General features: G+C 47.1%; 16 protein-coding genes. 5 read left to right on the forward strand and 11 right to left on the reverse strand.

What is annotated here, in order from left to right; translation table 11 throughout:
- The first annotated feature begins 335 nt into the window (after positions 1-335).
- Positions 336-1,256: a selenium metabolism-associated LysR family transcriptional regulator gene (locus BLS58_RS02200; protein ID WP_090395939.1), complete on the forward strand. Its 921-nt coding sequence runs from the start codon at positions 336-338 to the stop codon at positions 1,254-1,256.
- An 18-nt stretch (positions 1,257-1,274) separates the two neighbouring features.
- Entirely contained in the window at positions 1,275-2,108 is an 834-nt protein-coding gene (phnX, locus tag BLS58_RS02205; RefSeq protein WP_176764562.1) for a phosphonoacetaldehyde hydrolase, read from the forward strand.
- Between the two features lie 122 nt (positions 2,109-2,230).
- Here the strand turns inward: phnX and BLS58_RS02210 are convergent, their stop codons facing one another.
- Together BLS58_RS02210 and BLS58_RS02215 are read right to left on the reverse strand one after the other, a co-directional pair.
- Complete coding sequence (locus BLS58_RS02210) at positions 2,231-4,180, reverse strand: aconitate hydratase (protein WP_090395940.1); 1,950 nt, start codon at positions 4,178-4,180, stop codon at positions 2,231-2,233.
- Positions 4,181-4,364: 184 nt separating this feature from the next.
- A complete protein-coding gene (locus BLS58_RS02215) occupies positions 4,365-5,327 on the reverse strand; it encodes a hypothetical protein (protein WP_143018851.1) in 963 nt (320 codons plus the stop codon).
- A gap of 282 nt (positions 5,328-5,609) precedes the next feature.
- On the opposite strand from BLS58_RS02215, the gene BLS58_RS02220 reads away from it, so the two are divergent.
- Positions 5,610-5,861 carry a UPF0175 family protein gene (locus tag BLS58_RS02220; RefSeq protein WP_281240989.1) on the forward strand — a complete coding sequence of 84 codons (252 nt, stop codon included), beginning with the start codon at positions 5,610-5,612 and terminating at the stop codon, positions 5,859-5,861.
- Between the two features lie 467 nt (positions 5,862-6,328).
- Here the strand turns inward: BLS58_RS02220 and BLS58_RS02225 are convergent, their stop codons facing one another.
- From BLS58_RS02225 to BLS58_RS02240, 4 genes are all read right to left on the reverse strand, one after another.
- Positions 6,329-7,321, reverse strand: a complete 993-nt coding sequence (locus BLS58_RS02225; protein ID WP_090395943.1) for an ABC transporter substrate-binding protein — start codon at positions 7,319-7,321, stop codon at positions 6,329-6,331.
- Positions 7,322-7,339: 18 nt separating this feature from the next.
- A complete protein-coding gene (locus tag BLS58_RS02230; RefSeq protein ID WP_090395944.1) occupies positions 7,340-8,119 on the reverse strand; it encodes an ABC transporter permease in 780 nt (259 codons plus the stop codon).
- Complete coding sequence (locus BLS58_RS02235) at positions 8,052-8,894, reverse strand: ABC transporter ATP-binding protein (RefSeq protein ID WP_090395945.1); 843 nt, start codon at positions 8,892-8,894, stop codon at positions 8,052-8,054. The genes BLS58_RS02230 and BLS58_RS02235 overlap by 68 nt, the downstream gene beginning before the upstream one ends.
- Positions 8,895-9,019: 125 nt before the next feature.
- Positions 9,020-9,208, reverse strand: coding sequence for a hypothetical protein (locus tag BLS58_RS02240; RefSeq protein ID WP_090395946.1), 189 nt, complete (start codon positions 9,206-9,208; stop codon positions 9,020-9,022).
- Positions 9,209-9,600: 392 nt separating this feature from the next.
- Here BLS58_RS02240 and BLS58_RS02245 point away from each other — a divergent pair, with 392 nt between their 5' ends.
- Positions 9,601-10,734: a M24 family metallopeptidase gene (locus tag BLS58_RS02245; protein ID WP_090395947.1), complete on the forward strand. Its 1,134-nt coding sequence runs from the start codon at positions 9,601-9,603 to the stop codon at positions 10,732-10,734.
- A 90-nt stretch (positions 10,735-10,824) separates the two neighbouring features.
- Here BLS58_RS02245 and BLS58_RS02250 read toward each other — a convergent pair whose 3' ends face one another.
- From BLS58_RS02250 to BLS58_RS02270, 5 genes are all read right to left on the reverse strand, one after another.
- On the reverse strand, positions 10,825-12,294 hold the full coding sequence (locus BLS58_RS02250; protein ID WP_090395948.1) for an amidase: 1,470 nt from the start codon (positions 12,292-12,294) through the stop codon (positions 10,825-10,827).
- 21 nt (positions 12,295-12,315) lie between these two features.
- Entirely contained in the window at positions 12,316-13,491 is a 1,176-nt protein-coding gene (locus BLS58_RS02255; protein ID WP_090395949.1) for a M20 metallopeptidase family protein, read from the reverse strand.
- Positions 13,492-13,517: 26 nt separating this feature from the next.
- Complete coding sequence (locus BLS58_RS02260; protein WP_090395950.1) at positions 13,518-14,456, reverse strand: bile acid:sodium symporter family protein; 939 nt, start codon at positions 14,454-14,456, stop codon at positions 13,518-13,520.
- Positions 14,457-14,547: 91 nt separating this feature from the next.
- Positions 14,548-14,922 carry a VOC family protein gene (locus BLS58_RS02265; protein ID WP_090395951.1) on the reverse strand — a complete coding sequence of 125 codons (375 nt, stop codon included), beginning with the start codon at positions 14,920-14,922 and terminating at the stop codon, positions 14,548-14,550.
- Between the two features lie 55 nt (positions 14,923-14,977).
- On the reverse strand, positions 14,978-15,481 hold the full coding sequence (locus tag BLS58_RS02270; RefSeq protein ID WP_090395952.1) for a ferritin: 504 nt from the start codon (positions 15,479-15,481) through the stop codon (positions 14,978-14,980).
- 144 nt (positions 15,482-15,625) lie between these two features.
- Between BLS58_RS02270 and BLS58_RS02275 the strand changes: the two genes are divergently transcribed.
- Positions 15,626-15,877, forward strand: a complete 252-nt coding sequence (locus tag BLS58_RS02275) for a NifU N-terminal domain-containing protein (RefSeq protein ID WP_090395953.1) — start codon at positions 15,626-15,628, stop codon at positions 15,875-15,877.
- The last annotated feature ends 15 nt before the right edge of the window (positions 15,878-15,892 follow it).

The raw sequence follows: 15,892 nt of genomic DNA on the forward strand, positions 1-15,892 counted from the left end.
GGGCTTGGACCCAGTAAGAAAGCATAGCCGCCCCCACCACATGGATACGCCGGACGAAGGAATGTGTGGATCATCACCATCCAGGGATATATGGGAGGTTAAGCGACCATGTATGAAGTGGGCGAATGCAAGCGCACAGTTATCCTAATTTTTTCCAACCCCTAGGGGTTGGATGAGAGGACGGACTCCTTAATGGAATATCATTCCTTCAATTGAAATATATTCATCAAGTGAGAAGCGCACTCTGGTGCTGGTAGATCCTAATGGCATGAAAATCTGAGAAATCAAGAGCATATGGAAGAATATCTAATTACAAAGAGGGAGGGGGCTTAATCATGAATCATGATCATTTAGAAACCTTTATGACCGTGGCGGACCAGAAAAGCTTTTCAGAAGCTGCTCGTATCCTTTATTTATCACAACCCACAATCACATCTCACATCAAGGCCCTTGAAAGTACCGTGAAAGCCCCTTTATTTGTACGAACCAAAAAATACGTTGAGTTAACACCAGCCGCAAAAACATTGTATCCTTATGTCAAAAATATTTTAGATATGCAAGTGCGAGCCCAAAATGAGATTGATCAATTGATGAGAGAATTACACGGAAAATTAATAGTCGCTAGTAGTTTAACGATTGGAGAAAGTATCCTTCCTTCATTACTCTTTGATTTCAAAACAAAGCATCCACAAGTTGAATTATATACAGAAATCATTAATAGCCAGCAGATTGTAGAATTAATTAAAAATAATGAATTAGAATTTGGCCTTATTGAAGCTGAGCTCGATGAACCTCTTTTAGACATGGAACCCTTTATGTCTGATGAATTACTATTAGTAACGAGAAAAGATTATTTTTCAAGCGATAAAAACATCATCTCAATAGATGATTTTCGCTCCATTCCATTGGTGCTTAGAGAAAAGGGGTCGGGTACACGTACCGTCATACATCAATATCTTGCGCATAATGGAATATCACCTCATGATTTAAATGTAGTCCTTGAGCTAGGTAGTACTGAATCTGTAAAAGCAGCTGTGGAAGCAGGTCTCGGAGTATCTATATTATCAAAACATGCTATTAGAAAAGAATTAGATTTGTGCTTATTTGAAACGTACCCTATTAATTCTATTGAATTGAGTAGACATTTTTATATTGTATATAAAAAGAATAAAACGTTATCATTAATATCGGAAAAGTTTTCACATTTAATATACGAAAACAGTGAGTATTTCTCTGTAACAGAAGACCCCGTTTAATTTAATGGAGGTATATTAATGAGTGAACACTCCCTAAAATATATAAAAGCAGTTTTCATGGATTGGGCTGGAACAATGATAGATTATGGATGCTTCTCTCCGATAGATATATTTATAGAGATTTTTCTTACTAAAGAGATTGAAATCACCCGAGAAGAAGCCCGAAAACCAATGGGATATCCAAAACGAGATCACATTGAGGAAATTTGCAAAATGGAACGAATCGAAAATCTATGGAAAGATAAGTATAGAAAATTTCCAGACACTACAGATATTGACGATCTTTATTCACACTTCGAAACAGATTTATTGTCTATATTACCAAAATATTGCACCCTAATTCCCGGTGCAGCTGAAATAAGCCAACGATTACAAAACATGGGGATTAAAATCGGTAGCACTACCGGCTTTACAAGGGAAATGATAGATATAGTCATACCGCATGCCAAAAAACAGGGATACACACCTGATTCAGTCGTTACCTCGGATGAGGTTCCGTCAGGTCGTCCGAGGCCTTGGATGATTTATCACAATGCCATCAATTTAGACGCCTACCCTTTAAAGCACACTGTAAAAGTGGGAGATACATTAAACGATATCTATGAAGGTCAAAATGCCGGTACTTGGACAGTAGGAATTATTAAAGGCAGCAGTGAACTTGGGATGACTGAAGAGGATGTTAATCAATGTGATTCCCTTTCCTTAGAAATTAAAATGGAAACTGTATCTCAACAATTTAAAGACGCAGGAGCAGACTATGTCATTGAAAACATTGGTCAATTGGAGGAAGTTCTTTCAAATATTGATCATCGAATTTCCATGATTGAAAATCCTTCTATTAGAGCTGAGTAGCAACAATATCAATGGGGAGCATGATTAACAGATTGTCACCTCTCTATACAAGCCCCTCTTTACCATATTAGAAAGGCCAATCCCCAGCCCCAGGGGATTGGCCTGCTTTGCTACATCTCTTCTTAATTTGTCACTTCCCCCTTCTTCACCCAATTGATCAGCCCGCCTTCAAGCATGATTTCAATTTGGCGATCGGAGAGGGCGTGTTGGGTTTCGATGGTCTTTTCATCGTTGACTTCGATATTGATCTTGTTCGATTGCTGGATGGATTCCCGCAAGTTTGTCAGTTTGATGACATCCCCTTGCTGGATTTTGCCGTGGTCTTCTGCATTGATGAATGTAAGTGGTAGCACGCCGAAGTTAGGTAGATTTTGCCAATGGATACGCGCGATATCTTTGGCGATAACGACGCGCAGGCCGAGAAAACGGGGCGCGAGAGCAGCGTGTTCACGGCTGGAGCCTTGTCCGTAGTTACTGCCGCCGACGATCACGTGCCCGCCTTCTTTTTCCTTCAGATCCATCGCACGGTCATAATAGGATTCATCAACTTTTTCAAAGGTGAACTTGCTGATTTCCGGGAGGTTGCTGCGGTAAGGGAGAACCCTTCCACCGCCAGCGAGAATTTCATCGGTGGAAATATTATCGCCGACTTTAAGGCCGACCGGAATTTCCAATTCATTCGGGAGTCGGTCAAAATCCGGAATCGACGCGATGTTCGGTCCTTTTTCAATCGTTACTTGCCGCGCTTGCTCGAGTGGGAGCGGTTCATCCAACAAGTCATTGTTAATAGTCGGCTCCGGCATATCCACAGTAGGATAGTCCATATCCAAATCACGCGGATCGGTGATTTCTCCCGTCAACGCCGCTGCCGCCGCTACTTCAGGGCTGCATAAAAAGACGCTGTCTTCCCGCGTTCCCGAACGGCCGGGGAAGTTCCGAGGCACCGTGCGTAAACTGTTTCTTCCGGAAGCAGGCGCCTGACCCATGCCGATACAACCGTTGCAACCGGCCTGGTGCAAACGGCCGCCGGCATCAATCAAATGAAAAAGATTTTCCGTTTTGATAAGATCAGACAACGTCTGCCGTGATGATGGGTTCACGTCGAGGGATACACCTTCGGCGATCGTTCTTCCTTTGACGATTTGCGCCACAATCGCGAAATCGCGGTATCCCGGATTGGCTGAGGAACCGATATAGCTTTGGAAGACAGGTTCGCCCGCGACTTCACGGACCGGTACGACATTGCCCGGGCTCGAGGGGGTGGCAATCAGCGGTTCCAGCTCGGACATGTTAATCTCTTCATCAATGTCGTACTTGGCATCCGCATCAGCCTCCAACGCTTGCCAATCATCCCCGCGTTGCTCGGCTGTCAAAAATTCCCGGACATTTTCATCCGACGGAAAGACAGAAGTCGTTGCCCCGAGTTCCGCGCCCATATTGGCGATCACGTGACGATCCATCGCGGAGAGCTTTTTCACGCCGGGTCCGTAATACTCAATAATCTTTCCGCTGCCACCTTTGACATCATGCCGACGCAGCAATTCAAGGATCACATCTTTCGCGCTCACCCAATCCGGCAAATCGCCGGTCAGCTTCACGCCCCATACTTGCGGCATTTTTACATAAAATGGCTTTCCGGCGGCAGCGAGTGCGACTTCCATACCACCGGCACCGATGGCAAGCATTCCGAGAGAGCCCGCGGCACACGTATGACTATCCGAACCCAGGAGTGTTTTTCCCGGCTTACCGAGCCGCTGCATATGCACCGGGTGGCTCACGCCATTGCCCGCTTTACTGAAATGCATCCCGAAACGTTGGGTCGCGCTTTGCAGAAACAGATGATCATCGGGATTTTTATGATCCTCCTGAATTAAGTTGTGATCGACGTATTGCGCCGAGACTTCCGTTTTTACCTGATCGATGCCCATCGCCTCAAGCTCAAGCATGACAAGGGTTCCGGTTGCATCTTGCGTTAACGTTTGATCAATTTTTAAGCCGATCTCTTCGCCTTGTTTCATTTCTCCGGAAACAAGGTGGTCGCTAATCAACTTCTGTGTAACATTCATTCCCACTCAAAAAACCTCCTCAGCTATGTCATCTACTTTCCTGCTTTCCCTTATATTGTTTATTTCAATCATATTTCATGCCCGATTTGGAAAAATGCTTTTTCATCAAGCTTTGAACAGTCTTCATTTCCCGGTCAGGTTGTCGAAATTAGACAACCTGTTTTAAATCCCGGAAACCTACGAACGTTCCTTAGAAACTGCCCCATAAATAGTTGGGAAATTCATTCTCGCGCTGTATATAGTTTCTCATGATCTGCAGCGATTCCCGTGGGTGAATACCCTTCTGGATAGCCGCATCATATTCACGCACCCAATCTTCCACCCGTTGATAAAGCATGACTAGCTTGAGCAAAACAAACAGTTTTACTTCTTCACGAATGGCCCTATAATGCTTCTTGAAAAATTCATTAGCTTCTTCGTATTCTCCAAGAGCACTTTGTGTCATCACGACCATCTCAACCAAATCGTTGATATATCGCTCATCTCTGTACTTGGTGATCGATCTTCGATTCTTACTGCCATTCTTGATATCAGCTTCTTTTCCCTGCACTAGATTCTCGGCTATACTTACCGCCTTTTCTTTGAGCGGAGCATTATCAAGAAACTTCAATAAAACTTCCGATAACGATTCTTTTAACGTTTCAAAATCAGTATCATTTTCCACAATCAGCAGCAATGATTCACGAATCCATTGATCAGGTTCATCCGCTACCTGCTTTTTGCAGGAAACAACCCGTTCAAAAAAGTCCATCTGCGAAATTTTAATCGTATGAAATGGTTCTGAACTCGCAAATACATAATGCCCGGAGGCATAGCACAATAATTTATACATTTTTTCTAAATATGCTGTGCTCGCCTTGGCATGTTGCGGTTGTGCAGCAAGTACTGTCAGCTGTTCAACGAGCCTTTTGGCGGTAAAACGCCACTGTGAACGTTGTTTTTTTGGGATTATCTGATTCGGTGCTACATAGTTTTGTTTATAGGCATTATCGATAAACGTTTTAACCTCATACTCTACGGAAGCAAAATCCGGCAGTTGAACGTCTTTTTTAGCTTGTTGCTTCCTGCTTTTAAATAAATCAGGATTGTCAATTAATTCATCTATTTCCTTTTCTTCACGCATCTTTTTGGGCATTTGTTTATACATTTCCACGATCAATTCCTGCAGCTCATCTTTCTTCCGATTTTTCATTTTTTCCCGTATTTCGTTTACTTTCATGGTTGGTAACCCTCTCCATTTTTTAAACCAGATCGTTTTAAGCTTATTTTATCATCTTCTGGCAGCATTGCACACAAAATTCTGTCACCAGGTGTATACTTGCAGCTCGGAAAAGTTGTATACTGAACATAAAGAAACTCTTCGTGAAGAGGTGTTTTACATGTCTTTAAACAGAAAAGACGGTTTTCAAGTCACCATACCGAACGAATTTTTGCAATCCTACAATTTCTAGACCATTCGGACTCCTTAAGTGATAAAGTTCGAGTTTCACTGGCCATTTCCCTCTTTATTGAACGAGCAATATCTATGGAACGAGCAGCTGAACTATCAGGCCTGTCCATCGAAGATTTTATGAAAGTTTTGGAAGACAAAAAGATCCCCTGGGGGGAATACACGGAAGAGCTTCTCGAACAAGATCAAAGTTTTATCGAAAAAAGACGGAATAAAGATTATAGTGGTCACCAATGAACATAGTTGTTTGTAACTCTCTTTGCAAATGTAAGCTGTTTCACCTCAGGTGACCAAGGTAAAGTAAAGAATAACCATTTTAAAGGGAAATAAAATTAACCTTTCTGAGATGCAGCCCCGAGAAGGTCCAGAAGAGCCATGTGATCCCTCAAACGCCGATGGATCTGTCCCGAGAGGGATCAGAAATGGACGGTGATCCCTCAAACGCCGATGGATCTGTCCCGAGAGGGATCAGAAATGGACGGTGATCCCTCAAACGCCGGTGATGACGAGCCGAGAGGGTCCAGAAGAGCGATGTGACCTGTAGAAATCTCCATGTCCGGACGTACTTAAGTGACAAACTAGTTTGACAAAAGGATTGGTTAAACTGATATACAGCTCTGGCCGATAACCGCTCTACTTGTTTTTTGAGGTGTCACTTCGCATACATAACGAACCCCCGGCTCGCCAAGCCAGGGGCTCCATCCTTATTCCTCATCCAACGCTGCCTCTAAAAACTCCTGATTAACCAGTCCTTCAATATCGTCTGACTGCATGTAGTCGGCTTCGTAGTTGAGCGTTGCCATTTCCTGCAGGACTTCTTCATTGATTTCATACGTCGGATTGAGACGCTCGCTGGCTTCGAGCGTTTCTTCATAATCCAATGAGTCTCCTGTTATCTCTTCAATGTGGTCGATGAATATTTCAACGGCTTCTTCCTGATTTTCTTCAACAAACTCGACCGCTCGTATATGGGCACGCAGATAATCCTCGGTTAGATCTGGATTGCCTTCCGTAAAGGCATTGCGGGCTGTAACGACTGTTGTTGTTGATTCGGTCCCCCAGGCGAATTCATCTTCATCGAGGAGAATATCGGCATCTGCCTGATTCTCCAAATACACACCCCAAGGTTCTTGTGTGGCAGCGGCGTCCACGTCATCCTGCAGGAAAAGCGTCGATGTATCCGCGGGTGCTTGCGGGACCATGCTTACAGTTCCATCGGAATCCTCAACATCCAGCCCCACCTCACTTAACGTTTCCCGCAACATGATGTCTTGAGTGGAACCGATCGTTGGGATCGCTACACTCATCCCATCAAGATCTTCGACGCTCTCAATGCCGGATCCTTCTCGTGTGGCAAGAACGGCGCCACCGTTCACGGCACCGGCGACGATTTCATGTTCCGGATTTCGCAGATACGTCGTGGTCGCCGGAGACGGACCAACCGTGCCAATATCAAAATCCTGCGTGGACATGGCTTCCATAAATGCGCTCCCGTCCGGGAATGTTGACGTTTCAATATTGATATCTTCTCCGAACTCTTCCTGAAAATAACCATTTTCAAGGGCAACGACCGTTGTAATATGCGTGAAGTTTGGGAAATAACCGATGCGCACTTCGTCAGCATTTTCTTCTGAACCGCCGCAACCGGCAGCTCCCAATAAAAGAAAAGTACCAACGCCGGCCATTATTTTTTTCATCTCGCTCATCCTCTCTATTTATGTTCCGAGTCCCCATTTTCTCGAGACGTTACGCTCCATGCGCAAGAATACCTGATTATCCATAATCGTTCCGATGATTCCGATCACGATCATGATCGAAAGCACAAGGTCCATCGATTGCAACGAACGGCCCATATCCAAAAGATAGCCAAGACCGCCGGCGGCCCCGAATAACTCCCCGGCCATAATCGCTCGCCAGGCAAAGGCCCAGGCCACGCGCAGGCCGGAAATGATATGCGGCACGGACGCCGGCAGAATCACCGTGCGGGCGAGGTGTGTCCCCGAAGATCCAAGCGTGCGCGCGGCATTCAAATAAATACTGGGCACATTTTTAAATCCGGTACTGGAATTGACGGTCATTGTCCACGTCGCCCCGATCGCGACGATAAATAAAATCGCTAAATTCCCGAGTCCAAACCAGACGATCGCGAGCGGGAACCAGACAATACTCGGAATCGACTGCAAAGCAGTTACAAAAAAGCCAAGCGTGTCGTCCACCCATTTATACCGGGCAATCAAAAATCCAAACGTAAGACCCAGTACCACCGCGATGGAAAAACCGATCAATAAACGTCCGAGTGTCACCCCTGTCGCTTCAAGGATTTGTCCAGTGATTAACCCATCCACGAACGTTCCTAATACAGTGGTTCCGCCCGGTTCATTCGGTATCAACAATGGAGGAAACATGAAGGTCGGAAACAGGTTGGTTTTAGATATGATCTCCCATATGGTCACGATTACGATCACGAACAGCACTCGTCTTAAAGCGGTAATCATCCCCAAACTCCTCCTTCAGCACTTTCTCCATCTCTTCTTCCAATTCGCCCATCACACGTTTTTCCAGGTTTACAAGTACGCTATCGGAAGGATCCCGCGGCCGTGCCGCCTGAACAGTAAACGAGCGCTTGATCTCGCCCGGGCGCGTGCTCATCAATAACACCCGCTCTGAAAGTGTGAGCGCTTCACGAATGTTATGGGTAATAAAGACGATCGTTTTGCCTGTTTGTTCCCAGATTTCCTGAAGTTCCTGATGCAAAATAATACGCGTCTGTTCGTCGAGCGCCGCGAAGGGTTCATCCATTAAAAGCACATCGGGATCCATGACGAGCGACCGCGCGATGGCGACCCGCTGCTTCATCCCCCCGGACAATTCATGGGGAAAAGCTTGCGTGAAATTGCCGAGATGCACCATCCGCAACCCTTCCATCGCTTTTTCTTCCGCTTCTTTTTTGCTCATTTTTTTCAACAGCAGCCCATATGTAACGTTGTCCATAACGTTCATCCACGGGAATAAACCGCCCTGCTGAAAGACGACGACCCGGTCCGTTCCCGGTTTTTTTACCTTTTCCCCGTTCACTATCACCTCTCCGGATGTGGGATGGTCCAAACCCGCAATTAAGTTCAAAATCGTGGTTTTCCCACAACCCGAGGGACCCAGTAAGGAGACAAACTCACCGGCTTCAATCTTGAGATCGATATCGTTCAGAACGTGGAGTGAATCGTCCTTGCCCTTGGAAAATGTTTTGTTTACCTGCTCCAGATTCACCTTCATAGGGAGCCTCCCCTTAGTTTATTACCAACAATGCTTATAAGGATTATATACTATATGCGAAAAAGGCGTCAATGGAACCAAAAAAATGAGTATGGAAAACCCAACGGCTCCATACTCATTTTTTGTTATTTCTCGCTGCTTCGATCCATGAAAAATTTTATAAAGAAAAGCAGAACATAAGCGCCAAAGAGGACGATCGAAAACCAGTTCATCGCGGTCATATTGTTAAAGTCCATGGTGATTAACAGAAACACGAACAATACAAACACAGCAATATCTACCCACGAGACTGCTTTATTTTCTTTATTGGCCAAACCCGTAGGCCTCCTTCCTGAAACCTCGGCTCTGCCCAATTATAAAGGGTTTCTTTTCATTTGCAAACCAACCATACACGTTTGTATACTACTCTTAACAGCCAGGAAGGAGTGGTCCTCTATTCAGCCCCTATTTCGCAACGGCGCTCTTCTTATGCTCGCCGGATTATTTTTACTCTTCATCGTCCTCTTAATCCCTGATATGAACCTTTTATTATGGTTGATGATTTTAGCAGCAAGCTTTGTCGTCACCATTTCCGGAGTAATCCAACTCCTTAAGTATGTGCGGGAATCATGAGTATAAGACGGAAAATAACGCATATAGTGATTGAAAGAACAACAGAGGGGGCAATAGAATCTTCCGTTTTAACCGGTCTGAATACCACGAAAGAATGGAGAACACGAAGCAACGGATGCAAGAAGAAGGCATCGACGTGTTGCTCATTACCGATCCGGCCAATATGAATTATCTCTCCGGCTATGACGCCTGGACCTTTTATGTCGGGCAAATGTTAATTGTGATGGTCGATGAACAAGAGCCGATTTGGATTGGAAGGGACCAGGACATCAACGGCGCGAGACTAACCACCTGGATGAGCAAAACCCACATTATCCCTTGTCCCGAAGCGTATTACCATGCAGAGACGACAAGCCCGATGGTCTTTATAGCCGACTTTTTACACCAACATGGGCAATCCAGTCGCACGATTGGTGTAGAGATGGATACGTATTATTTCACGGCGTCGGCTTATCAATTTTTAAAGGAAAAGATGCCCCATACCACTTTTAAAAACGCAGGGGCGCTCGTTAATTGGGTCCGGCTCATCAAATCCGAGCAGGAAATCGAGTATATGAAACGTGCGGCAACCCTGGTTGAAAAGGCGATGACGACCGGCGTGGAGATGATTGAGCCCGGCGTGCGCGCGAATGAAGTCGCCGCAGAAATCTATTATACCCTTATTAATGGCACAAAAGAATACGGCGGTGATTATCCAGCAGGCGTGCCACTGCTACCATCGGGAGAAGACACGACGGCCCTGCACCTGACGTGGAGTGACCGCCAATATAAAGCAGATGATTACACGATTCTCAAACTGGCGGGTTGTTATCATCGGTATCACTCCCCGCTCTCCCGGACGGTAACCATCGGGGAAACATCCGATGAAATCAAGGAGACAGCCGCTGTATGTGAAGAAGGGTTGCACGAAGCTCTCGAGGCTGTTAAACCCGGAACGACCTGTGAAGAGATAGAATCAGCCTGGTATAAAAAAATTGAAAGCCGGGGAACTGTAAAAGATTCATATCTCGGTTATTCCATAGGAGCCAACTATCCGCCGGACTGGGGCGGCCATACCGCCAACCTGCGCAAAGGCGATCGCACCATGTTACAACCGAACATGACCTTTCACATGATCCCCCGCCTCTGGATCGGCCAGTTAGGCGTTGAAATGAGCGAAACCTTCAGAGTCACGGAGACGGGGTATGAAACGCTGACGGACTATGAAAGGAAGTTGTTTGTGAAATAGGGAGGGGCGGGCAGGAGCAGTCGTGGATCGTGTTCTTCGACCACATTACTTGCGATCACCTCATTTGTGGTCGATGATCCGCCCCCCAAATCAAGCTGGATCCGTAAACCAGATTCCGGCTTCCTCTAATTGTCTCGCCAGTTGTAAAAGAACATGCTCGTCGCCCTTCGGGGCCATCGCCTGCACTCCAATTGGCATGCCTTTTTCACTGATATGAACCGGCATAGATGCCGCCGGTTGCCCGGTTAGATTCGCCAATTGTGAAAACGGCGAGTACGTCAGGCTTGGCAAAAACATGTCATATAGGACAGGTAGAGGATCGTGCTTATTATCTTCAATCGCTCGGATGAGCTGTTGGCGTTCCTCCTCTGTATGCGTGAGCTCGCCGACCTCGGGCGCGGTGTAGGCGGTCGCCGGTGTTAAGTACAGGTCATACGTTTCGTGGAGCTTCGCCATTTTTGCCGTGGCGGTGTCCCAGGCAGCCAGGCTGCGCGTAAACGTCGCCGCACTCACGGCTTGTCCCGCTTCACTGAGTACCCACGTTTCGATTTCTACATCGTCAGGAGTAAGCGAACGCTTTAGCGATTCTTCAAGACTCACCCTCATCGCAGACATCTCTCCGCTGTTCATGAGAAAGTATTGCTCCATTAACGCCACACCATCAACGCCATTGTCGACTTCCTCGACTTCATGCCCTTCAGCTTCCAGAAATGTCAGCACTTTTTGCAACGCTTTTTTGGCATCGTCTGAAACGGCGGTTCCGACAGGAGACGTGTTTGAAAAAGCAATCCGCAGCGGTTTGGGGAATTTTTCATACATATCCTCGGCATATGCTCCTTCATATCGCGGCCAGTGGAATGCGGCATCCTGCTGTAAAACTTGCACCTCGTCAAGAAGCGCCGCGCTGTCCCGCACCGTTCGCGACAACGCAAAATCAATGGCCGCCCCTTGCCACTGCCGTCCGATTCCCGGACCGACCGGCACGCGTCCACGCGTAGGCTTCAACCCGAACAATCCCGTGAAAGACGCGGGAATGCGAATTGATCCTCCGCCATCACTCGCGCCTGCCACCGGAACGATGCCGGACGCGACAGCTGCCGCCGCTCCGCCGCTCGATCCCCCAGGAGAAAAATCCGTGTTCCAGGGATTCCGCGCGGGACCATAGAGCTTGGGTTCCGTAATATTTTTCAAACCAAATTCCGGCGTATTCGTATAGCCTGTAAAAATAAACCCTTGGTTGCGAAACTTTCGCACAAGGTAACTGTCTTCACGGGCGATATAGTCTTTCATCAATGTCGCCCCGGCTGTCATCGGCTCTCCCTCAATCGACTGGGACAAGTCTTTTAAAAGAAGCGGAACGCCGGAGAAAGGACCTTGTGAGTACTGTTGTTCTTTCGCGCGTTCACTCCGGTCATAGATCACCGCGTTCAGGTGCGGGTTCATTTCTTTTTTGCGATGGATGCTTGCTTCGATGAGCTCGTCGGAAGTTATTTTCCCTTCCTTGACCATGTTAGCCATTTCCGTGGCATCCAGTGTTAAATATTCATTTTGCGTGAGCATATTGCACCTCCCTTTGCTGATTTATTTTGACAAATACCTCTCCACCAATCCCATAAACAGCTTCCCGATATTCAACAACGCTTCCTCATCAAAATTAAAGCGTGGATGATGGTGCGGGAACTGCGTATTTTCATCCTCTGTTCGGGCGCCGACATGGAAAAACTGGCCCGGCCGCTCTTGCAAATAAAAAGCGAAATCTTCACCGCCGAGAGCTGCCGGTGCGGAAATGACCGCATCTTCACCTAGCGTCCCCGCGGCAACCTCTCCGAGCACCTTCGTTTCGTACTCGGGATTGACAAGAGGCGGATATCCATTCAGATAATCGACATCGCAGCTCACATGGGTAGAATGCTCTACACCTTTAACAATGGCTCGGATTTCTTCCTCGATCTGTTCGCGTGTGGTTTCGTTGAACGTCCGCACGGTGCCCTCGATATGAGCTGAATCCGCAATCACATTAAACGCCGTTCCCGCTTGAAAAACACCAACGGTAACGACGGCTGTATCCATCGGATCCACACGTCGGGAAACGATCTGCTGGAGTTCCGTCACAAGTTGGGTGCCGGCCATCACCGCATCTTTCGTATTGTGCGGGCGCGCCCCGTGGCCCCCTTTACCTTGCACATGAATGGTAAAAGCATCGACGGCCGCCATGATCGGGCCGCTCGTGACATTCACCTGCCCGAGGGGGATATCAGTTGCGACGTGGGCGCCAAAGACAGCGTCCACCCCATCAAGGCAACCATCCTTAATCATTTCCTGTGCGCCGCCGGGCGGCTTCTCCTCCGCGTGCTGAAAAAGGAAGACGACCGCGCCGTTGATGTCCTGCTTCTTTTCCGCCAACACGGTCGCTACGCCGAGCAGCGCGGCGGCGTGGCCATCATGACCGCAAGCATGCATGACGCCGGGGTTTTGCGATTGATAGGAAACCTCGTTTTCTTCCTCGATCGGCAATGCGTCAAAATCCGCGCGCAGAGCGATGGTCGGACCGGGCTTTTCCCCGCGTAAGGTAGCGACCACGCCGCGACCACCTACGTTTCTTTTCACTTCCAACCCTAAGCTTTCAAGCTTTTCCGCGATGAACACTGGTGTATGTACTTCTTGAAAAGAAAGCTCGGGATAAGTGTGCAAATAACGCCGCCATTGGACGATGTCGGAAAATAATGCTTCGAGTTTTGTCTTATCGACTACAACCATCGTGACTCCTCCTCTTCATAATGCTGTTATTCCGTTGATTTTTTCACCGGCTTTCGATTCCAATAATTCGCGAGGATTGGCCCTGAAATATTATGCCAGACGCTGAAAATCGCGCCGGGCAGAGCCGCCAACGGACTGAAATGCGTGACTCCTAAGCTTGAAGCAAGGCCGGAATTTTGCATACCCACTTCCATGGAAATGGCCCGGCACTGGGCGGGATCGATCTGTAAAAGTTTCCCGAGTAGATAACCAATGGCGTAGCCTCCCCCGTTGTGAAGAACGGCTGCCGCAAAAACGGGAAGGCCCACTTCCACAATGTTATCCGCATTTGCCGCTACCACGCCCATAACGATTAAAATAATCGCTGTCACTGATACGAGGGGAAGTGCGGGAGTCACTTTTTGAACACCCCTGCTAAAGATAGAATTAAAAATAATACCGAGAATGATCGGCAGCAATATCACCTGGGTAATGGTAAGAAAAAGATCAAACGGATTGACCGGTAGCCAATCGCTGGCAACGATATACATGATTAACGGAGTGGCGACGGGCGCGAGTAATGTTGCGAGCGTTGTCATCGTTACCGACAGCGGTAAATCGCCCTTCGCCAGGTAAACCATCACATTGGATGCGGTACCGCCGGGCACCGAGCCCAACAAGATAATGCCAATCGCTAACTCAGGCGGAAATTGAAATAACCAGACGATCAATAAAGCCAACAAAGGCATAATCGTGAATTGCGTGGCAACGCCGACGATGACATGAAGCGGTTTCCTGAAAACCATGGAGAAATCCGTCGCCCTTAAGGTTAGCCCCATACCAAACATAACGAGACCGAGCAACAAATTAATCACATTTGAAAATATCGACAACTCTGTAAAAAAATAAGCAACAACGGCAGCCGCGATGACGAGTAACGCGAAATATTTACTCGCCCAATTGCTAATACGTGCTATCGTGTCCACGGGTACGACTCTCCTTAATCTGGCGCTTTTGCGGTGGAATATGGCGCTTTTCGAGTATATTCTGGCGCTTTCGCAGCAGAATCTGGCGCTTTCACATCGTATTCCAACGAAGAAACTCTAACCGATTGCCAAAGGGATCATTTACGTAAAAGCGTTGAGCTCCTTTCAGTGGCTCGTCCTCTTTGACTTCGATGTTATTATGCTCGAGATTTTCGCGTAAATGTTCGAGATTTTCCACGTGAAAGGCAGGATGCGCCTTCTTGGCCGGTTGGAAATCTTTTTGAATGCCAATATGTAGCTGCTGGGTTCCGCATTCAAACCAAACGCCTCCCCGTCTCGCCAAGTTTTCGGGTTTGGCGATCTCACTCATTCCTAGTATATCTCCGAAAAACCCGCGCGCTTTTTCCTCGCATCCTTCCGGAGCCGCTAATTGCACGTGATCGATCCCTTTATAAAGAATAGCCATATATACTACATCCCCCCCTCCATTTAGCAAACGAGCAGCGCATGGCATCCACGCGCTACCCTTCCTCCTGAAAATCCCGTTTCGCCAGCTCCAGCTCATAGATATAAAGGGCATTGGAATCGTCTTTAATCCGTTGTAAATAATCAATGTGTGTATCAAACATCGCTTCTTCTTCCACTTGCTCGTCCAGAAACCAATTCAAAAACGACAACGTCTGGTGCTCTCGCTCACCCCACGCCAAATCCGATAAATGATAAAAGTTCTTCGTCACTTGTTTTTCCTGGGCGAGGCCTGCTTCGAACGTGTCCAGCAAGGAATCAAAATCCTTTCTGGGCTCCTCAATGGCATGAAAAACGGCACGGTGCCCGCGGTCGTTCAAAAAGTTATAAATCTTCATCGCGTGATAGCGTTCTTCTTTTGCCTGTTGAAAATAAAAATTGGCAAATCCGTCATAACTTTTGTAATTACAAAAGGCAGCCATCGCCATATATTCCTGTGCCGCCTGCAGTTCGTTATTCATCTGATCGTTCAGCGCATCACCGATTTTATTGGATAACATCTCTTCCATCCTTCCCCTTTTAGGCTTGTTCCCTATATATACGTGTGAGTTTTCAGCTTATTACTTTGCTTTAGCTCGCGTTTCCCAACAAGAAGCTAAAATGTTATGATAAGACGAGAAAATGACAAGGAGGGACAACCCCTGATGAATGTACAAGCCGAACCAACCCCGAATCCGAGCGCGATGAAGTTTACTGCTGACCAAACGATTTTTGAAAAAAGCACCTCACTGAAAAAAGGCGAGGAAACGGATCATCCGGTCGCGAAAGAATTGCTTGTCATCGATGGCGTCGACAATATTTTCGGCATCAACGATTTTGTCACGGTCAATAAAACAGAGGATGCCGATTGGGACGATCTGATTCCTGAAATCGAGAAAGCATTTGAAAACCAGTAAGAACGAGAGAGCCCA

The organism is Natribacillus halophilus, from assembly GCF_900100185.1.
Lineage (GTDB): Bacteria > Bacillota > Bacilli > Bacillales > Marinococcaceae > Natribacillus > Natribacillus halophilus.